Source organism: Paenibacillus agaridevorans, assembly GCF_003112455.1.
In the GTDB taxonomy this organism is placed as follows: Bacteria; Bacillota; Bacilli; order Paenibacillales; family Paenibacillaceae; genus Pristimantibacillus; species Pristimantibacillus agaridevorans.
The window spans coordinates 26,955-47,973 of sequence record NZ_BDQX01000069.1; the positions used below are offsets into that span (position 1 = coordinate 26,955).

Consider the following 21,019-nt stretch of genomic DNA (forward strand, 5'->3'; position numbering starts at 1 on the left):
CCTAGTTCAAATGTGCATCGTATTCCCCTATAGAAAAGCAGTTTCCCCCTAAGTTTGGTAACGATTTTGTCTATATAATAAGTGTTGTCAACAGCAGGAATCATATAAAGGTGTTCATTTGATAGGAGGATAACGGGGGGGTTATTATAGCAAATTATATAGCGCTTACAATATAAGGGATGCAAAACAGTGGTTGAATATAAAGGGAGGTAATGATTATTATGGTGCGGAAAATGATTTCGATGATGGTATCCTTAGGTTTAATTCTAACAGTCCTGTCGGCTTGCGCGAGCAATTCCGGAAACAATGCAGAGCCCTCACAGAGCGCGAGCAACACGCCTTCCGAGTCGGCAACGCCTGAAGGCACCAACGCCGGCACAGGCAATCCGGCGGATCTGAAAGCCGATCTGACTTGGTTCGGCTTGATGGGTCCCGAACAATTCGAAGAGCGTTACAACCAATATATCAAGCAAAAATTTCCGAATATCAACATTACCTATATCAACCAGACGGACGAGCAGAAATTAGAGCAGATTATCGCATCCGGCACGCAAATCGACATGTTTCTGTCGTCGGCCGGCGAGTTAAGGGAAGACTACGTGCCGGCTAACATGGCGCTTGATCTCACCCCATTGCTCGAGAAACATGACGTCGATATTAGCACGATCGAGCCGGCCTATCTGGAGCCGGTCAAAATCGACGGAAATGTAAATTTACTGCCGATCACCGACAACAAATTCGTCATGTATTACAACAAAGGCATCTTCGACCGTTTCGGCGTGAAGTATCCTTGGGACGGCATGACCTGGGACGAAGCGCTGGAGTTGTCCAAGCAGATTACCCGCAATGAAGGCGGCAAGCAGTATATCGGTTTGTGGATGTCGCCGAAGCACTATCTCCGCGTCGCCCAAAACTCGGCCGGCTTTATCGATCCGGAGACGAATAAGGCGACCGTCTACAACGACCAATGGAAATTCATCTTCGATAATATTTTCTACAACTTCACTCGGGATCCCGGCTTGCAAAAACGTGCTGGCGAAGAGTGGCTCGCGCACAAGGATTTCAACAAGGAGTTCTTAGTCGGCATGTATGTCTACACATCCGGCTGGATGCAGTCTGCCGATACTTCGCTCGCCATGGACTGGGACATTGCAGCCGTTCCGACCTTCAAGGATATGCCTGAGGTGAACACGCAGCCATATGCAACTTATGTAGGTATCTCAGCTCTTTCGAAAAACCAGGATGCTGCCATGCAAGTGCTCAAATTTTTGATCTCGGAAGAATATCAGACGATTATATCCAAGAAAGGCATGATTACGCCGCTTACGACGCAATCGGTTCGCGATGCGGCATTCGCCGACTATCCGTTCGCAAGCGAAAAGAACATCGGAGCGTTATTCTACGGAAAGCCGGCTCCTTCCCGCGTGCTTACGCGATTCGATGAGCTTGTCATCGAAAATGCATTGGACCAGGATGCCGTCCGGCAAATCGCGATGGGCAAACTCGATGTCAATACGGCGCTCCGCAATGCGGAAGAGCTAGCTAATAAGCTGATTCAGGAGCAATTGGCGCAAAATTAATAATCTTGAACGTTTGAGGCCGCCATCTGGGGCAGCCGCGTCAAGAGGGGGATGGGCAACCATCCCCCTCTTGGCGCGCCCGGCCACCTAAAACATAGGGGAATTCGATTTGGAAAAAGGAAGGAGATCTGGCAAGCAGGTTGTAATGCCCTATAAATTTGCCGATCACCCCGCAGAACACAAAATGTCTGGCAGATATACTTGTAAATAAGGTGAAACGGCCGACATTGTCTTGGGAGGCTTGGCACGAATTAATCTGAACGAAAGGGGGAGCTACAGCATGATCGACGAGGAGTTGAGGGCGGGGAGAAAGGCGCTGCGCACCGTCCCGGGAGGGCTGCTGCTCGGTCCTACGGGAGCGCGATTATGGGCCGATTACGTGGAAGCCGCACCGGGCTTTATCGGCCGATTCGACTTCATTCACAAAGTAAATATTCCGCTCCTGTTCACCATAACGGTTAACGGCCTTGACTGCAAAATGGAAACGGCTTCAGCCGATTGGTATCCCAGCCAGCTCCGACTCGCCTATACAGACGACCGGATCGGCTATATAGAGACGAAATTTATTACTTGGGAGGACTGCGCCGTATCCTGCCAGACCTGGACGAACCGGTCCGATGGCGAGCAGTTGCTTCGTGCGGCTGTCCCGCCGGGTTTTCGAGCCTGCGGCGATGCAGGTTTGCAAGGCGGTATCGACATCCCTTTTTACAGCTTCGACATCGACGTTTGCCTCGTTGCGAGCGAGCCGAAATTGCTTAGCGACGGATTAAGCTTGCAGCCCGGCGAGACCATAACGTTCATTGTAGCCGCGGCGTTCGGCATCCGGTCGCTCGACGGCATCGAAGCTTTAATGAGCCGCGCAACTCGTTTCATCCAAAAGCCCGCAAGCCTTGAGGAGACGGCATCCGTGCAGCAGGCGGAGTACCAGCGCTGGTTCGACGCCGCGCCGCGCTTCAAGAGCAGCGACCCGGTACTGGACAAGACGTGGACGTACAGGTGGTTCCTGCTCCGGCACAACATGGCCGATCCGCGTTACGGCTTGCTGCAGCATCCGCTGTTCTACGAAGGACGTTCCCATAAGAAGGGCAAGCGGCCGTTCTCCAAGGGAGGATGGGAGTTCAGCAAGCTAATCAATTTATCGGTGCCGCTGCACTTGACGGACGCAAGGTGGCATCACGATCCCGCGCCCAGCTTGGGAGCGCTGCGGAACATGCAGGCAAGGCCGGCGGAAAACGGCATGTACTGCTGCTTGATGGCGGACGAGAGGATGCACTCTTTCGCCAACTATATCGGCTGGGCGGCTTATCGCTTGTTTCTCGTCCATCGCGATGAGAACGCAATTGTGGAGGCGCTTCCTGGACTTAAAGCCCAAATCTCGAGCTGGCGGGAAGTGTACGGCAACGAACGGGACGGATTAATGACGGAATACCGGCATACCCGGACTGGGAAGGAATATCAGCCAAGCTATTGGTATTTTCACGATTATCCCCGCAATCCGAAGGATCCGGATACGTACACGCATGTGAAGAGGGTGGATCGAACCGTCTATCATTATCTGAACACGCTCGGCGTGGCCCGGTTGTGCGAAGCGGTCGGCGATCCGGAATCGGTTAAATATCTGCAGCTTGCGGAGCGAATCAAAAATGACGTGCTGGAGAAGATGTGGGACGAAACGTCGGCGTTTTTCTACGATCTGCATAACCAGACGGACGAGAAGGCGCTAGTCAAAAATATAGTCGGCTTCTATCCGGCGTGGGCGGAGATGCTCGACGAGAGGCATGACGGCCTGATTGCGCACTTGCTCGATCCGAAACAATTCGCAACCGCTTGCCCTTATCCGACGGTGTCGGCCGACAGCGTCGCCTATTCGAAGGAAGGCGGATGGTTCGGCTTTTTTCCTAAAGGCCGTAACGGCTGCATGTGGAACGGGCCGACTTGGCCGTACACGAACGCGATTACGCTGGACGCGCTCGCCCGCGAGAGCAAGCGCCGCGGCAACGCTTATAATGAAGCGTTCGCGCGCGGCCTGAAGGAATATTCGTTTCTCCACTTCCAGAACCGCGATCTGAACAGACCGGGACTGGTTGAGCATTACAACAGCGACACCGGAGAACCGTTAAGCGATGAACAGGAATACAACCACTCGTATTATATCGATCTGATCGTCAGCCACGTGGCGGGCCTCTCCGTCGAAGACGACGGCCTCCGTCTCGAACCGCTCGATATCGGTCTCGACTATTTCGAGCTTGACCATGTGAAGGCGGCGGGACAAGACATTCGGATCACTTACGGAAAGCCGGGCCTCGGCAGGTATCCGGACGGAATCGAAGCAGGCTACAAGCTGTATCTGAACGGTCGACCGGTCTATGCTTCGGCTAGCTTGGCGGCGGCGGCGTTGCCGACGAATCAATGACGAAAGAGGGATAACTCATGCAATTAACGGAACGGTACAACGGGATATTGAGTCAATCGGAGCAGGATCCGCAGCTGACGGAGGCCTTGCTGCCTATCCGTTACGAGCCCGATAGCCATTCGGCGAATTTGCTTGCGCTGGACAATGGAGATTTGCTTTGCGTCTGGTTCTCCGGAAGCGGCGAGGGAAATCCGGATACAAACGTGCTGCTGTCTAGGCTTCCCGCAGGCGGCGAACGGTGGGAGGAGCCGATCGAGGTAGCGGCCGATCCGGAGCGCTCGGAGCAAAATCCGCTCGTCTTCCAGGCGCCGGACAACAAAGTGTGGCTTCTGCATACATCGAATGAGCCGCACAACCAACAGACCTCCAAAATCGTCGGCCGCATCTCGGATGATCGAGGATATACATGGGGGGAGCCGTTTGTCCTGCATGAAGGCCCCGGCATGTTCCTCCGTCAGCCGATTCTCGCGATGAGCAACGGAGAATGGCTGCTGCCTTGTTATTACTGCAAGCCCGGCGGACATTACAGCGTGGTGCTTATATCGGCCGACCAAGGAGAGACATGGTCGGAATACGAGGTGCAAGGCAGTCTTCATCGTGTTCAAATGAGCGTTGTGGAGCTCGACGGCGGCACGTTGTTCGCCGTCTTCCGCAGCCGCCATGCCGACCGCATCTACGAAAGCGTCTCCATGGATTTCGGGAAAACGTGGAGCGAGCCTGCGAAAACGTCGTTGCCGAACAACAATTCCTCGATTCAATTGACGAAGCTTTCGAACGGGCATTTGGCGATTATCTATAACGATTCTACGTTGGAGAGAGATCAATACCGCTGGATCGAGAGGAATGGCGAATGGCGCAAAAAGACGCTGCGGACGCCGCTGACCGTCGCGATCTCGGAGGATGGCGGCAGGACTTGGCCCCATGTCAAAAACGTCCAGATGTCGGATCTCGAGCATAAGGAGAAGCAAACCGGGTATTCTTATCCGAGCATTATCGAAACAAAGGACGGCAGCATCCACGCCGCTTATTCGTACCTGAGGAAAGCGATCAAATACGTGCGCTTTACCGAGGAGTGGGTGAAGGATAACGGAAGGACGCCTGTTTAACGAACGTTCATGAAAATATAGAGAGGAATAGACATTTTTTGCAATTTCTTAAATTGAGAAATTTTGCTACTATAAAACGGTAATGAAGTGTTTACGAAGCGTATAATCACAAACACACTCGACCGGGGTGATCGTATGAATTGGCGCATCATCGAATTGAGAGGGGATATTTTTTTTAATCCTGATTTTGACATATTCATTAATCGCGAAGTCGAAGCGTTTTGTCTATCGCAGCATACCCATGATTTTATAGAAATCAGCTATGTGGAGGAAGGCAGCGGATATCATTATGTCGAGGATCAGATGATCCCGATCAAACGCGGCGATCTGTTCGTCATACCGATCGGCACGTCGCATGTGTTCCGGCCATCTTCCCAAGACAATCAGCTTGTCATCTACAACTGCATCTTCCGGACTTGCCTGCTGGAGCAATTGAAGTCCGTCATCTGCGAATCGACCAAGCTGCACAGTTTGTTGTACGGCTCGTCACCGTCGGCCAAGTGGCTTCAATACCAGGACAAGTTCGACAAGTTTTTGTCCATCATGCACGCGATGTTCAGAGAATATTTGAAGAAGGGACCTCGTTACGATTTTCTGATGATGGGGCAGCTCATCCAGGTGCTGGCCATGCTGCAGCGCTATGAGTGCGACGGGAGCATGGTATCCACGCCGACGAACAACATGGATGACGCCATCCAATACATTAACGATCACTTTGCCACGAACCTCACGGTTCAGCAGGTAGCGGAGCGGTCGTTCATGAGCCCAAGCCACTTTCAACGGTTATTCAAGAAAACGACAGGCGTCACGTTCATGCAATATTTGCAAAATATCCGGGTTCAGCGCTGCTGCGAGCTGTTGAAATCGACCGAAGTATCGATTCAGGAGGCCGCCAATCAGGTTGGCTATCAGGATATGAAGTTCTTCCATTCGCTGTTTCGCAAGAAGACGGGCGTTACGCCAAGAGAATACCGGCGAAGCACGCCGGATCTGGCATTTAGAATGGCCTCTATGTAAGAATGGAAGCGCATTCCCTCTCGGGATTGCGCTTTTTTTTGCCATGCCGCAGCTCCGCGCAGATGCTTCGAACGTTTCCGCTTTGCGAATGGGTCAATCCGATTTCCGGAATGTCGAACAACCGCATGCCCGGATTGCATCCCCCTATAGAAACGGCTTGAATCGCCTATAAAAGGGGAAGATTGGCATTGTATAATGAGAAAAATTCGCTTCCGGCGGGCCTGTTTGCGGGCTTGACCTTGCGGAAGGAGAGAAAACGTTTAATGAATCAAAAGATAGTAGAACGGTGGGGCGTATATGAAACCGCTATCAAACTCCTGAATCCGTTTGAAAACCCGTACAGCATCGTCCAACTGGAAGCTATATTCCGGAGCGGCGAGCGGATGGTGAAGGTAAATGGGTTCTACGACGGGGACGACGTCTACAAAATCAGATTTATGCCGGATGCCGTCGGACCTTGGACATTCTCGACGAGCAGCAACGTTCCGGCGCTGGATGCCTTAACCGGAGAGTTCGATTGCACGGACGCCGAAGCAGGCAATCACGGACCCGTCCGCGTCGCATCGCGGGATTCATTCGAATATGCGGACGGATCGCCCTACATTCCGTTCGGAACGACTTGCTATGCCTGGGTGCACCAGAGCGGGGCGCTGCAGGAGGAGACGCTTGAAGCGCTGCGGAATTCTCCCTTCAATAAAATACGCATGTGCGTCTTTCCCAAAAGGTATACCTTCAACGTCACTGAACCGGCGCTCTTTGTTTTTCCGGGCTCAAAGGAAGACGGTTTCGACCTTGAACGGTTCGAGCCGCGATTCTTCCAGGGGATGGAACGGCGAATCGAGCAATTGGCGGAGCTGGGGATTGAAGCGGATGTCATCTTGTTTCACCCTTACGACAAGGGACATTGGGGATTCGATAGGATGAGCCCGGATCGAGATGAATTTTATTTGCGATATGTCATCGCGCGCCTCTCTGCTTATCGCAACGTATGGTGGTCGCTGGCCAACGAGTACGATTTCATGAGGGAAAAGCGGAAAGAAGACTGGGACCGGTTATTCCAAATCGTGCAGGAAAACGATCCTTATGGGCATCTCCGTTCGATCCACAACGGGACCAAGATGTACGATCCCGAGTCGCTCGTTCTCTATGACCACTCGAAGCCATGGGTTGATCATGTCAGCCTGCAGCACTGGGATCTAACCGTGGTAGATTCGATTCGCCGCAAATACGGCAAGCCGGTTGTCGTGGACGAGTGCTGCTACGAAGGCGATATCCCTCGCCGGTGGGGCAACATTACGGGTGAAGAAATGACGCACCGGCTCTGGGAAGGAACCATTCGCGGCGCTTACGTCGGTCACGGCGAGACCTACATGCATCCCGAGGATATCATTTGGTGGTCGCATGGAGGAGAGTTGCACGGCACGAGTCCCGAGCGAATCGGATTTCTACGGAAGGTGCTAGAGGTAGCTCCGCGGAACTTGACAGTCATCGACACGATCAAGGACGTGCCGGCACTTGGCATTCAGAACGACTATTACTTGTTGTACTTCGGCATTCACCGGCCAATCGTTCGTCCGATCCAGCTTCCGGAGGACGCCGCGTATACCGCGGAAGTTATCGACACTTGGAACATGACAATCAAGCCGATCGAAGGGACCTTCTCCGGCGATTGCGCGATCAGCCTGCCAGGCAGGCCATATCTGGCGCTGCGAATTCGGCGGAGCATGCAATAAAGGTTGAACATTGCTGGGACAGCGGACTATTCATACCCAATTGTTCGGAGGTGCCGCCATGGGGCGCATTGTACTAAAGCATGTTGAGAAACGATATGGCAAGGACAAACAGTATGCGGTAAAGGATTTTAATCTAGAGATCGAGGACGGCGAGTTTCTCGTCATGGTCGGAGGGTCTGGCTGCGGCAAATCGACGACGCTGCGCATGATCGCCGGGCTGGAGGATATTACTTCCGGCGAGCTGTATATCGGGGACAAGCTGGTGAATCATCTGCCGCCGAAGGATCGCGATATTGCGATGGTCTTCCAGAATTACGCCCTGTACCCGAATATGAATATTTACGAAAATATCGCGTTCGGCCTGCGCCTGCGCAAGGAACCGAAGCATGAGATCGATCTGTCGGTCAAATCGACGTCGCGCACGCTGGAGATCGAGCAGTTTCTGGATCGGAAGCCGAGACAATTGTCGGGCGGTCAGCGCCAGCGCGTCGCGCTCGGCCGGGCGATCGTCCGGAAGCCGAGCGTGTTCTTAATGGACGAGCCGCTGTCGAATCTGGATGCCAAGCTGAGAGTTCAGATGCGCACGGAGATCATCCGGCTTCACAAACAGCTCGGCGTGACGACCGTTTATGTGACGCATGATCAGGTGGAAGCGATGACGATGGGCAACCGGATCGTCGTCATGAAGGATGGCGTCATTCAGCAGGTCGATAGTCCGCGCCTCATCTACAGCAATCCGAGAAATATGTTCGTCGCGAGCTTTATCGGGACGCCGCCGATCAACTTTATCGATGGGAAGGTCGTAGAAACGGACGGTGGCAAGCTGCAGTTGCAGACGCAGAGGAGCTACCTGGCCATACCGGACGCGCATGCGGAGCTGCTGCGGAAGCACGGCAAAGTAAACCGGAGGGTCGTGCTCGGCATTAGATGCGAGTATGCGCATGCAGAGCCGGAAATGGCCGATCGTCATCCGCGCAGCCAGATGACGGGCACGCTCAAGGTGGCGGAGCTAATGGGAGCGGATATGTATCTGTATGTGGATATCGGAGCGGACACGCCCTTTGTTGTCCGTACAACTTCGGGCTTTGATTGCAGGGAGGACGAGAAAATCACCGTTACGCTGGACATGTCGAAAGCGCTTTACTTCGATAAGGATACAACGGCAAGCTTGATGTACGAATAATGGATGCAAAGGGGGAGAGATGAATGTTAAGGGCGCTTACGAGATGGCGTGCAATAATCGTACCTGCGTTGGTATTCGCGATGCTGCTGCCTTGGACAGTCGGTGCAGCGGGGAACGCCGGGGCAACGCAGTCGACGAATTCCGCGGAGGAAGCATCAGCCGTGTCGGCGGAAGAGCCGCAGAAGGAATCGCAAGAGAAATCGCAGACGTCCGCAGCGAACGAAACGGGCGAGCCCTACTTCCTGGATAAGCTGGCGGAATGGAAGCAAGCGGGAGCGCCTTCCGAACACGACGGCAGGGTCGGCATGTCCGGTGCAAGCTTCGCACGCACATCGGAAGGCGCCAGCGTTCAAGTCGGTACCGTGGACGGCCGGGCGGAGGCGCTCGATTGGCGCCTTACGAACGAGGAATGGGTTGAATACGATGTATCCATCGATCAAGCCGGGCTGTACCAGATCGATATGACGTACCGTCCCGTGACGGACGGCAACCGCAGAAGGCCGATCCTGCTGAACGTCTCGATCGACGGAAACAATGAGTTTCTTGAATCGAGATCTATTTCGCTGGACCGCCGCTGGAAGGATCCTTTCCCGGCCGCCCTCGACTCGAACGGCGACCAGATCCGTCCGATGGCCGAGGATATCAGCGGCTGGATCACGACATCGCTCCGGGATTCGGGAGGGGCTTACGTCGAACCGCTGCTGTGGTACTTGACGCCCGGGAAGCATACGATCCGCTTCACCAGCAACGAGCCGTTCGCGCTCGGCTCCATCGAGCTGTCGGAACCGGAACAGGTTCCGGACTACGAGACAGCCATGCGGGAGAATGCCGGCGATAACGAAGGCGGCACGAGCGGTGAGCCGATCGTGATCGAAGCGGAGCAGGGCGATTGGAAAAGCGTATCCTCGATCTCGCTTCGCTATGACAACGAGATCGGCAGCACGCCGTATAAACGCGGGAAAATCACGTACAACACGATCGACGGCTCGCGCTGGTCAACCGGAAACGGCGAGATCAGCTGGACCTTCGACGTTCCCGAAAGCGGCTATTACAAAATCGGACTGCGAACCAAACAAAATTACTCCTCCAACCGTTCGTCATTCCGGACAATTATGGTTAACGGCAAAATTCCGTTCGCCGAAATGAAGGCGTACCGGTTCCCGTACGAGTCCGGCTGGCAAGGCGTCCGGCTCGAGGACGAGCAGGAGCAGCCGTACCTGTTCTATCTGGAGAAAGGAAGCAACACGATCTCGATGCGCGCCACCGGGGCACCCGTCAAGCCGATGATCTCCGAGCTGGAGAAAATCGTAACCGATCTGATGGAGCTTGCGACCGATCTGAAAGCGCTGACCGGAGGTTCCAGCGACACGAACAGAACCTGGAAGATTAATACCGAGCTGCCCGGTTTTACGGACAAGCTCGGTACAATCGCGGACACGCTGGACGCCGTTCAGAAGAAGCTGATCGAGGTCAACGGCAAGAAGGACGCCGTCACGCAAGGATTGTTCACGACGATCAAGGACATCCGCTCCCTGCTGGCGGATCCGAACCAGATTCCTTACAAAACCGACCGTTTCGTCACGATGCAGGGCAAGGTCGCCGAGATGCTGCAGCAGCTGAAGACCCAACCGCTTGGGCTTGATCGCATTTATATCGTGCCGGAGAACGAGAAATTTCCAAAGATGGAAGCTGGTTTCTTCAAGAAGATGGAAGGGACTTTCGTTAATTTCTTTTCTTCGTTCCAGTCGAAGGAGCGGCTGGGCAGCATGGATGACGATGTGCTGAACGTGTGGGTTCTTCGCGGACGCGATTATATCAATCTTCTGCAACAGCTGGCCGAAGAGCAGTTTACGCCGAAGACGGGGATCCAGGTAAAGGTCAACCTGCTTCCGGATACGAATTTGCTCGTGCTGATGAATGCGGCCGATATCGCGCCGGACGTCGCGCTCGGGTTGCCGGAGACGCTGCCGTTCGATTACGCGATCCGCAACGGGCTGTACGATCTGACGCAATTCCAGGATTTCGATACGGTGCACAAACGTTTTGCGCCGGGCTCCTGGACCCCGTTCTACTATGACAAAGGCTATTACGCGGTGCCGGAGACGCAGAGCTTCTCCATGCTCTATTACCGCAAAGATATATTGAAGGAGCTTGGACTCGAGGTGCCCGACACCTGGGAAGAAGTCTATGAGATGCTCCCTACCTTGCAGCAGAACAATCTGAATATGGCGCCGACTCAGCATATGCCGTTTTTCTTCCAGAACGGAGCCGATTATTTCACCAAGAACGGCCTGCAGACGGCTCTGAGTACGGATGCGGGATACAAAGCCTTCAAGGAATGGACCGACCTGTATAACGTATACGCCGTAGACCAACAGCTGGCCAGCTTTTACCAGTCATTCCGAAGCGGCACCGTACCGATCGGCATCTCGGACTTTAGCATGTACGTCCAACTGATGGTGGCAGCTCCCGAGCTGAACGGGTATTGGGGCATCGCGCCGATTCCGGGCGTCAAGCAGAGCGGCGGGGAAGTGGCCAGGTGGATGGGCGGCAACCTGCAATCGTCCGTCATCTTCAAGAAGACCAAAAAAGCCGAGCAAAGCTGGGAGTTTCTCAAGTGGTGGACCTCCGCCGAGGTACAGGAGAGATACGGATCCGATCTGGAGACGATTAACGGCCTGTCCTTCCGTTGGAACACCTCGAATATCGAAGCGTTCGTACACCTTCCGTGGAAGCAGGAGGATCTGAACGGCATTCTGGAGCAATGGCGCTGGTTCAAGGAAATTCCGAACGTGCCGGGCAGCTACTTCCTGGAGAGGGAGCTGCAGAACGCCTGGAACCGGAGCGTCGTCGACGGTATCAATTACCGCAGCTCGCTCGAGACGACGACCTTGGAGATCGAACGGGAAATGCGAAGAAAAATGCAGGAATTCGGCATTATCGACAGCAAGGGCCAAGTCCTTCGGCCGCTTGAATTGCCCGAGGTCAACCAGCCATGGGAAGGGGTGGACCCATATGTCAGAGATTAATGCGCAGGCTTTGAAAAAACCTTCCGCAACCGGAGAAGCAGCGCTCCGCACGAAGGGAAAGGCGTCCGAGCTGCTGAGGGAAATTTGGCGGTTCCGCTTGTCGTACCTGTTCATTGCGCCGTTTATGGTCTGTTTTGTCCTATTTATATTAATTCCGGTCGCAAGCGCGTTTCTGCTCAGCTTTATGACCTATAACTCGCTCGAGCCGCCTCGCTTTGTCGGCTGGGCCAATTTCCGCTATATGATTTCGGAGGATCTGCTGTTTCTGAAATACGCGCTGCCGAATACGTTCAAATTCGCGATCATCGCAGGACCGTGCGGCTACATTGCCGCCTTCCTGCTGGCCTGGCTGATCACGATTCTTCCCGCAACCTTGCGCAAATGGTTTGCGCTCGCGATGTATTCCCCGTCGCTGATGGGGGGAATCGCGATGACCATCGTCTGGCTGCCGATGCTGAGCGGCGACCGGATCGGCTACTTGAATAGCTTTCTGCTCGAATGGGGATTCATCAGCGACCCCGTGTTATGGGTGACGAGCAAGGAACATCTGATGTCGTCCATGATCGTCGTTACGCTTTGGTCCAGCATGGGAATCGGATTTCTGGCGATGATGGCGGGCATCTTGAACGTCAATCCCGAGCTGTACGAAGCGGGGAGGCTCGACGGCATCAAATCCAGGCTGGAGGAAATCTGGTACATTACGATTCCGTCCATGAAACCTCAGATGCTGTTCGGAGCGGTCATGGCCATCGTCGGAACCTTTAAGGCGGGCAGCATCGGCACGGAGCTGTCGGGGATGAACCCTACGCCGCAATATTCCGGTCATCTCATTATGAACCAGATCGATGATTACGGATTTATTCGTTTCGAGCTGGGCTATGCTTCCGCTTTGTCCGTATTCCTGCTGCTGCTCATGTATTTATCCAATAAGTTTTGCTGGGGTCTGTTCGGTTCGAAGGGAGATGAATAAAGATGGCAATGCCGCTGCTGCGCAAGCCATTTCGTTTCAAGAGACAGTCCAGGCTGCACCGGATGAGCCGCTTCGAGAAGGCTGTCGTCGTACTGCTCGTCCTATTCAGCGCGTTTATGCTCCTGCCGCTGGTTTATATTTTCAATCACGCGTTAAAGCCGTACGAAGAATTGTTCATTTATCCGCCGACGATTTGGGCTCGCTCCCCATCCTTGCAAAATTTCGTCGAGCTGTTCAATATTACCTCGGATTCCGTTATTCCGGTCACGCGTTACATCTTCAACAGTTTGACCGTAGCGGTGTTGAGCGTCATCACGGTGACGGGCGTAAGCGCATTATGCGCCTACCCGCTTTCGAAGCATAAGTTTCCCGGATATAAGCTGGTGTTCGCAACGATAATGCTGACGCTGCTGTTCGCGCCGGAGACGGTTACGATCCCTCGTTATCTCGTCGTCAGCAACTTGGGGATCATGAATACGTACTGGGGCCACATCTTGCCCATGGTAGCCGTACCTGTCGGCGTCTTCTTAATGAAGCAGTTCATCGATCAAATTCCGAACGAGCTGCTGGAATCGGCTCGGCTGGACGGCGCCAGAGAATTTACGGTGTTCCTTCGGATCGTCGTTCCCGTCATCCTTCCAGCGGTCGCAACCATTGGCATCATCTCGTTCCAGACCGCGTGGGGCAACGTCGAAACCTCGAATTTGTTCATGCAGGACGAGCAGATGAAGACATTCCCGTTCTTTATTTCATCTCTGACCTCGAACATGGCGAACAACGTGGCAAGGCAGGGTGCGGCCGCAGCCGCAGCGCTGTTTATGTTCATTCCGAACCTTATTATTTTTCTTGTATTCCAGAGCAAGGTCATTGCGACAATGGCCCATTCCGGCATTAAATGAAACCGCGGGAGGAGAAATTATGAAGCCGGCACAATCCAAAATGAACCGTCTCCTGCGGGGCTTGCTGGCCGTGTGCCTCGTATGGGTCGTCTTTCCGGCGGCAGTATCCGCCGATTATCCTTATTCAACGAATTACAGATCGGCCGCCACAGGATCGCTTGTCTGGACGCAAGCCGCTTTTGCGCCGGAGCAGGTGCTTGGCAGGGATATATTCGTCCCCGATCCCAATGATCCCGCCAAACAAGTGCAGTCGCCGCTTATGCAGCCTCGAGATCTGTTCATCGACGCCCAGGACCGGATCTATGTAGCCGATTCGGGGAACAATCGGGTCGTCGTGTTTCATCCGAACGGCGAATTCGACCGCGTGCTGCCGGCGCTTGAAGGTACGCCGCTGTCCAATCCGCAGGGGCTGCACGTCGATGAGAAAGGCCAAATCTACGTCGCGGATACGGGCAACGCCAGGGTCGTGATGCTCGACCAGCAGGGGAAGCTGCTGAAGGAATATAAGCTTCCGGAATCAAGGTTTATTCCGGCGGATTACCGCTTCGAGCCGATCAAGGTCGCGGTCGATAAACGCGGATTCCTGTATATCGTATCGCTCGGCAGCTATAACGGGCTGATGCAGCTCGATCCCGAGGGCGGCTTTGTCCGCTTCTTCGCGGCCAATAAAGTGCCTTTCAGCGTCTTGGACTCGATCAAACGAATGGTCTATTCGAAAGCGATGTACGAGAAGCAGCTCAGCAAGCTGCCTCCGGCCATTAACAACGTGAACATCGACGAGCGAGGGTTTACGTACACGGTTTCATTCGGCGAAAGTTTGACCGAAGACCAAGTGAAGAAGCTGAACAATGCCGGGAAGTATTTCCTCGGCTCCAGCAGCACCTTAGGGGACGGCAACAAGAAGTTCGGCGAATACCGGTTCCGCCAGATCGGACAGACGGTGAATCTGAAGGATATTGCCATCGACGCCAGCGGCAACTTCTCCGTTGTCGACGGAGATTCGAAGATGATCAGCCAATACGATGCGTTCGGCAACCTGCTGTTCTTCTGGTCCGGCGACGCAAGTCCGAACACGACGCAGCTCGGCATCGTCAAGAGCCCGTCGGCTATCGACATCAACTCGAAAAATGAACTGTTCATTCTAGACGATAATGCGAATTTGATCCAGACGTATCGCCAAACCGAGTTCGGAGCGCTCGTCTACAAGGCGAACAACCTTACCGTCGACGGCAGGTACAAGGAAGCCGAGCCGCTTTGGCGCGAAGTGCACCATCTTAACGCGTATTATACGCCTGCGATGGTCGGGCTCGCGCAGTCCGCCTACGCACGCGGGGATTACGCGGAATCGCAAAAACTGTTTCGCGACGCAGGTATTCAAGAGGGTTACTCGAACGCGTACTGGCAAATCCGCTTGCAGTGGTTCCAGGACAAATTCGGTTTGTTCATGAACTTGATCATGGCGGCGGTCGCCTTGTACGTCGGTTATAGAATGGCTGCAAAACGTTATCCCGTTCTACTGAATTCGCCGATCCGGATCCGGTTGCGCTCGCGTTTCCTGGGCCAGATGAAACATTCGCTCTACGTGCTGAGACATCCGATCGACGGCTTCTCCGCGCTCCGCTACGAGAACAAGGGCAGCTATTCGAGCGCGTTGATTATCCTGGCGCTTGCGTATACTTCCTATGCGGTGTCTCGAACGCATACAAGCTTCACCTTTAATATGGAAGCGATCATGCCGCTCAGCGGACTTACTGTATTTCTCCAATTTTTCCTGGTATGGATCGGATGGGTCGTATCCAATTATTTGGTCAGCAGCATTATGCGGGGAGAGGGACGTTTCAAGGACGTGTTCGTCGGCAGCGCTTACGCGCTTACGCCGTTTATCGTCGTCGGCCTGCCGCTTACGCTGATCTCTAATGGCATGTCGCTTAGCGAAGAATCGATTTACAATTTTCTTCACACAGGCATGATGGTTTGGATCTTCCTTCTGCTCGTGTGGAAAGTGCAATCGCTTCAAAATTACACGGTAGGCGAGACCGTGATCAATTTGTTGTATACGGCCGGAACGATGATTATTATCGGCGTGCTGATCTTTATTCTGTTCGGTCTTAGCACCGAGCTGCGCAGCTTCATCTATTCGATCTTACAGGAGGTGTCGGCGCGTTGACGGAAGCAAGCAAATCTTACATCAAGCTGCGCAAGCTGCTTCCTGTGGCGGCGTTGGCTGCGGCGTTAGCGTCGGTCGGCATTTACTTGTGGACCCATTCCGCGAGCTCGAATGAGGAACGGACGGAGCAGGTTCGGGAGGCGGTCATTCCCGAAGGCATCAAGCCGGCCGTCAGCACGAAGGGGGAACTGCCGAACGAAGCCGATTTCGTGCAAGTAGCCGAAAGCGAGACGCTTGTGTTATTGGCGGATAAGAACACCGGTCATTTCAAAGTTCGCGACAGACGGGACGGGCACGAGCTGCGCTCTTATCCGAATCCGGAGGACTGGCCGCGGGAGACGATTTCCGGAACTTGGCGGAGCCATCTCCTGTCGCCGATCATGCTGGAGACGGCCACGAGCGAGCGCAAGACGGAAGTGAAGGTGGGAAGTCTTCTGTCGCTGAACGGCGGCATCATGAGCTGGAAGCAGCTGGAGGACGGCTTCGCCGTCACCTATGCGATGCCTTCCATTCAGATGGCGATTCCGGTCGAGGTCCGCATTAAAAACGATTATGTGGAAACGAAGGTCATCGACTCGGAGATCGTCGAAGGCAAAGAATCGTTGATCAATTTAAAGGTTTATCCGTTTCTGGGTGCCATGCAACCAAGCGGGCAAGAAGAGGAGTACATGCTCCTGCCTGACGGCTCGGGCGCCGTCTACCGAATTAAGGAAAATATTTCGAACGACCGCAGCGTGTACCGCGAACCGATCTACGGCACGGACTACGCGTTCAACTCGGTCTACACGAACCGGAGGCCGATTACGATGCCGATCTATGGCATTAAATCGGGAAGCGGCGGCTTTCTGGCCGTTGCGGACGAAGGCGAGGAATACGGATATATGTTCGCTTCGCCCGCAGGGGTGTACAGCCAGTATGCCTGGGCTACCGTAGAGCATAATTACCGGCTTCAATACTTCCAGCCGACGACGTACGACAAGACAGCAGGCTTCATTACGTTCAGCAAAGTCAAATTCGGCGGAGACCGCAAGATCCGTTACTACGTCCTTCCCGAATCGGCAAGCGATTATTCCGGCATGGCCGCGAAATACCGCGAGCATTTGATGAAGGAAAATGGCCTGAAACCATTGGAAGCAAGAGAATCGGAGCTGCCGCTTTACCTCGATCTTATCGGCGGAGATTCGGAGAAGGGGTTTCTTAGCAACCGGTTCATTCCCGGCACGACGACGGACGAAGCGAAGTCGATCATCGATCGGCTGCATGCGCAGGGCGTTCCCCGGCTGATCGTCACCTATCAAGGCTGGCAGACCGGAGGGGCGAGCCGGCTCGGCTTCGGCGCGAAGGTCGACAAGCGGCTTGGCGGCAACGACGGCATGCGAAGCTTCGCCGAACACGCGAAGTCGAAGGGCGATACGGTCATTCTGGAGACGGATTTCACGCTGAATACCGACGGCGACGACTTTGATCCGAAGAGGCAGGCGATGCAGGACCAAGCGGGTTCCATCATGAAGTTCCCGCGCCGGCAATCGAACGACGAGGTTGCGATCGTCAGTCCGAAGGTGACGTTGAACAAGATGGAAGACGCTTTGAAACGATTCGCGTCGCTTGGCATAGACGGGCTTCATCTGACGGGAACCGGTTACATGCTGTACAGCGATTACAATCGCAGATCCCTCACCAGCAGGGAAGAGGCTGCGTCGCTGCAAAGCGAGCTGCTGAACGCCGTGCAATCGAAGCTTTCATCGGTAACGGTCGCGGGCGGCAATGCTTATTCGCTGCAGAGCACGAATGCCGTAAGGCAGCTGGCCGGCGATTATTCGTACGACCTGTTCTTCGACGAAGCGGTTCCTTTCGCCCAAATGTCGCTGCACGGCCTGGTGCCGTATACGATGAACTGGGGCAATGCGAGGGACGAATACCGCAAAGATTTCCTGCGGAGCATCGAATACGGAGCGGCGCCGACATTCGGCGTTATGAAAGCAGAGACGGAGAAGATGAAACGGGCGTACACGATCTGGCACTACAGCTTGAATTACGACGATTGGGAAGCCGCGATCATCGAGGAGTACAAGCGCTTTAACGAAGCGCTCGGCGATGTTCAGGGCCAATTCATGACGCAGAACCGCACGATCGCTCCCAAGGTGAAGGAATCCGTTTACTCGGGCGGGAAGAAAATTATCGTGAACTACAACGATACCGACGTAACGGTCTTGGGAATAAAGATTCCAGCGCAAGATTTTGTCGTGGTGAAAGGGGGAGAGGCGGAGTGAACGGATTGATCCGATTAAAAAACCGATTGTCGCAACGATACGAGGGCATCTTCCTTATTTTACCTTGGATTATCGGGTTTCTCTTGTTCGTATCCTTCCCTCTCTTCTATTCGCTCTATATGAGCTTTCATAACGTTCGCATTACCGGGACGGGCATCCTGCATGAATATGTAGGCATCAAGTATTACTATAATCTTTTGTTCGAGGACGGCGGCGTCTTCTACGATCAGCTGCTACCGTTTCTGAGGCAGATTCTGTTCATGATTCCGATCATCGTCATCTTCTCATTTATGATTTCGATCATGCTGAATCAGAAGTTTCTGGGAAGGGGCCTGTTCAGGGCGGTATTCTTCCTGCCGGTTATTTTCTCCTCCGGCAATATCATTGATCGCTTCTTGAGTCAAGGGAGGGGGCAGCTCGGATTCTTGGAGCAGTTCTCCATTTCGACGACACTCACGCAATATTTGCCAGGCTCCTGGGCGACGCCGATCGTAAGCGTCTTGAACTCGTTCGTCCTTATCTTGTGGTATTCCGGCGTGCAGATTCTTCTGTTCCTTGCGGGCCGCCAGACGATTTCGGCATCCGTTTACGAGGCGGCGCGCATCGACGGCGCGAATCCATGGGAGATGTTCTGGAAAATCACCCTGCCGGGCATGATGCCATTCGTCCTGCTGAATACGATTTATACCATCGTGGATTTGTTTACTTTCCCCGGCAATCCCGTCATTGCGAGCGTCAATCCAACGCAATACGGTCCGACCAGCGCATTGATCTGGGTCTATTTCATCATCATCCTGCTTTTCTTAGGACTGGTGGTGCTGCTGCTAGGAAGAGCGGTCCGCAACACGACGCAAACGAGGTAGGAGGAGAGAAGGATGGAGAAAGTATGGAACGTCCTAAGGCAGCGGCAGCAGCGGTTCAGCCAGGTTGGAGTGCTTGATCGTCTTCGATTGCTGCTGCTCGGGCGGGAAGCCGATAAGGGATTGCTGTTTCGCGTATTTATTTACATTGTGCTGATTGAAACGGCTTATCTGTATCTCAATCCTATTTTATATATGGTATCCACCATGGTGAAAGGCATTGGCGATTTGCTCGATCCAACCGTGAACTGGATACCGAAGGAGATTTATTGGGGGCATCTGAAAGAAGCGTGGAGACTGCTGAACTACCCGACTTCGTTCGGCATCAGCTTCGGACTGTCGATCGGGGCGACGCTCTTTCAGCTCGTCTCCTGCGCGATGGCCGGATACGCGTTCGCCAGGGTAAAGTTTCCGTTCAAGCGCTTCTGGTTCATGTGCTTGATCTTCGCCTTCGTCATCCCGCCGCAGGTCACGGTGCTGCCGCTGATTATTATGTACCGGGAGGTCGGCTGGATCGATACGTACTTCCCGATGCTAATCCCTGCTTTGTTCGGGCACGGCCTGAAGGGCGCGCTTTACGTCATCATTTACCGTCAATTTTTCTCCATTCTGCCGAAGGAGCTGGAGGAAGCTGCGAAGATCGACGGCGCAAGTCTGTACAGAGTCTTCTTCAAGGTCATGCTACCGATCGCAACGCCGGCGATTGTCGTCGTATTCCTGTTCTCATTCGTCTGGAGCTGGAACGACAGCTATTTTCCGATGATGTTCCTGTTCAAAATGCAGGACGTTCCGCTCTCCATCGCGCTGGTGAAGGCGACGGCAGACATCTCGACGGAGGAAGGTCAGTTGTTCGCCCAGTCGCTCGATATGGCGAAGTCGTTTCTCGCGGTCATGCCGCCGCTGTTGCTGTACCTCTTTACGCAGCGCTGGTTTACCGAAGGCGTCGAGCGGACCGGCCTTGTGGAATAACAACAAATGGATGGGAGTGCTAATACGCTAATGGGAATGCAAGAAGTGGAACGCTGGGGAATATTCGAGGTTGCTTTACCCGGTCCCTCGGCAGGCAATCCGTTCGAGGAGGTCACGGTGTCGGCGACCTTCCAATACCGTAACGATCGGGTCGAGGTGGAAGGATTCTATGACGGGGACGGCATCTATCGGGTCCGGTTCATGCCGGATCGGGAAGGGATGTGGCGATATGTCACGAAGAGCGCTACGCCTGAGCTGGACGGCGCGACGGGAACCTTCCTCTGCACATCGCCGCTGGAAGGCAATCACGGGCCTGTAAGAGTCAAGAACGGTTATTTGTTCGCATTCGAGGACGGCACGCCATACATGCCGTTCGGCACGACCTGTTATCACTGGACGCATACGGGGAGCAAAGAGCATGAGCTGCAAACGCTGGAGGAGCTCGGGCAGTCTCCGTTCAATAAGGTCCGGATGTGCCTGCTTCCTACGAGGGATATGCGTCCGGAAATGGTCGCCTTCGCGGGGACATGCCCGGAGGATGCGGATACGACCCGATTCAATCCGGCGTTCTTCGCTCATCTGGAGGAGCGGATCGGCGACTTGATGAAGCTCGGAGTGGAAGCCGACCTGATTCTGTTCCATCCCTACGACAAGCAAGGCGGCTGGGGCTTCAACAGCATGTCGCGCGAACAGGACTTCTACTATCTGCGATACGTCATCGCCCGTCTTGGCGCATACCGCAATGTCTGGTGGTCGCTGTCGAACGAATACGATTTCAATAAGATGAAGACGATCGAGGATTGGGACCGGCTGGTGCAGTACG

General features: G+C 54.2%; 14 protein-coding genes. All 14 read left to right on the forward strand.

The annotated features are described in order from the left end of the window. Positions 1-221 precede the first annotated feature (221 nt). Complete coding sequence (locus PAT3040_RS07550) at positions 222-1,580, forward strand: extracellular solute-binding protein (protein WP_108992116.1); 1,359 nt, start codon at positions 222-224, stop codon at positions 1,578-1,580. A gap of 241 nt (positions 1,581-1,821) precedes the next feature. Then, on the forward strand, positions 1,822-3,993 hold the full coding sequence (locus PAT3040_RS07555; protein WP_258234888.1) for an MGH1-like glycoside hydrolase domain-containing protein: 2,172 nt from the start codon (positions 1,822-1,824) through the stop codon (positions 3,991-3,993). Between the two features lie 17 nt (positions 3,994-4,010). Further along, on the forward strand, positions 4,011-5,099 hold the full coding sequence (locus tag PAT3040_RS07560; protein ID WP_108992118.1) for a sialidase family protein: 1,089 nt from the start codon (positions 4,011-4,013) through the stop codon (positions 5,097-5,099). Positions 5,100-5,234: 135 nt separating this feature from the next. Next, complete coding sequence (locus PAT3040_RS07565; RefSeq protein ID WP_108992119.1) at positions 5,235-6,116, forward strand: AraC family transcriptional regulator; 882 nt, start codon at positions 5,235-5,237, stop codon at positions 6,114-6,116. 263 nt (positions 6,117-6,379) lie between these two features. After that, the gene (locus PAT3040_RS07570) at positions 6,380-7,849 is read left to right on the forward strand and encodes a DUF5605 domain-containing protein (RefSeq protein ID WP_108992142.1); all 1,470 of its coding nucleotides are present in this window, start codon (positions 6,380-6,382) and stop codon (positions 7,847-7,849) included. 58 nt (positions 7,850-7,907) lie between these two features. After that, entirely contained in the window at positions 7,908-9,032 is a 1,125-nt protein-coding gene (locus tag PAT3040_RS07575) for an ABC transporter ATP-binding protein (RefSeq protein ID WP_108992120.1), read from the forward strand. A gap of 23 nt (positions 9,033-9,055) precedes the next feature. Next, a complete protein-coding gene (locus tag PAT3040_RS07580; protein ID WP_108992121.1) occupies positions 9,056-12,061 on the forward strand; it encodes an extracellular solute-binding protein in 3,006 nt (1,001 codons plus the stop codon). After that, positions 12,048-13,031, forward strand: a complete 984-nt coding sequence (locus PAT3040_RS07585; RefSeq protein WP_108992122.1) for a carbohydrate ABC transporter permease — start codon at positions 12,048-12,050, stop codon at positions 13,029-13,031. Before PAT3040_RS07580 ends, PAT3040_RS07585 begins: the two co-directional genes overlap by 14 nt. A 2-nt stretch (positions 13,032-13,033) precedes the next feature. Continuing rightward, positions 13,034-13,930, forward strand: a complete 897-nt coding sequence (locus PAT3040_RS07590; RefSeq protein ID WP_108992123.1) for a carbohydrate ABC transporter permease — start codon at positions 13,034-13,036, stop codon at positions 13,928-13,930. A 19-nt stretch (positions 13,931-13,949) separates the two neighbouring features. Then, positions 13,950-16,097, forward strand: coding sequence for a YIP1 family protein (locus PAT3040_RS07595; RefSeq protein ID WP_108992124.1), 2,148 nt, complete (start codon positions 13,950-13,952; stop codon positions 16,095-16,097). Beyond that, complete coding sequence (locus PAT3040_RS07600; protein ID WP_108992125.1) at positions 16,094-18,367, forward strand: DUF5696 domain-containing protein; 2,274 nt, start codon at positions 16,094-16,096, stop codon at positions 18,365-18,367. The genes PAT3040_RS07595 and PAT3040_RS07600 overlap by 4 nt, the downstream gene beginning before the upstream one ends. Next, a complete protein-coding gene (locus PAT3040_RS07605) occupies positions 18,364-19,230 on the forward strand; it encodes a carbohydrate ABC transporter permease (RefSeq protein ID WP_108992126.1) in 867 nt (288 codons plus the stop codon). The genes PAT3040_RS07600 and PAT3040_RS07605 overlap by 4 nt, the downstream gene beginning before the upstream one ends. Before the next feature lie 12 nt (positions 19,231-19,242). Continuing rightward, positions 19,243-20,196 (forward strand): carbohydrate ABC transporter permease, encoded by a 954-nt coding sequence (locus PAT3040_RS07610; protein WP_108992127.1) that lies wholly within the window; start codon positions 19,243-19,245, stop codon positions 20,194-20,196. Between the two features lie 30 nt (positions 20,197-20,226). Further along, positions 20,227-21,019: DUF5060 domain-containing protein (locus PAT3040_RS38485; protein WP_258234890.1), on the forward strand; the 793-nt coding region annotated here is incomplete at its 3' end.

Coding starts and splice junctions, on each gene's coding strand:
- PAT3040_RS07575 (WP_108992120.1), top strand. CDS start 7,908: ATGGGGCGCATTGTACTAAAGCATGTTGAGAAACGATATGGCAAGGAC.
- PAT3040_RS07610 (WP_108992127.1), top strand. CDS start 19,243: ATGGAGAAAGTATGGAACGTCCTAAGGCAGCGGCAGCAGCGGTTCAGC.
- PAT3040_RS07580 (WP_108992121.1), top strand. CDS start 9,056: ATGTTAAGGGCGCTTACGAGATGGCGTGCAATAATCGTACCTGCGTTG.
- PAT3040_RS07565 (WP_108992119.1), top strand. CDS start 5,235: ATGAATTGGCGCATCATCGAATTGAGAGGGGATATTTTTTTTAATCCT.
- PAT3040_RS07585 (WP_108992122.1), top strand. CDS start 12,048: ATGTCAGAGATTAATGCGCAGGCTTTGAAAAAACCTTCCGCAACCGGA.
- PAT3040_RS07595 (WP_108992124.1), top strand. CDS start 13,950: ATGAAGCCGGCACAATCCAAAATGAACCGTCTCCTGCGGGGCTTGCTG.
- PAT3040_RS07570 (WP_108992142.1), top strand. CDS start 6,380: ATGAATCAAAAGATAGTAGAACGGTGGGGCGTATATGAAACCGCTATC.
- PAT3040_RS07550 (WP_108992116.1), top strand. CDS start 222: ATGGTGCGGAAAATGATTTCGATGATGGTATCCTTAGGTTTAATTCTA.
- PAT3040_RS07590 (WP_108992123.1), top strand. CDS start 13,034: ATGGCAATGCCGCTGCTGCGCAAGCCATTTCGTTTCAAGAGACAGTCC.
- PAT3040_RS07560 (WP_108992118.1), top strand. CDS start 4,011: ATGCAATTAACGGAACGGTACAACGGGATATTGAGTCAATCGGAGCAG.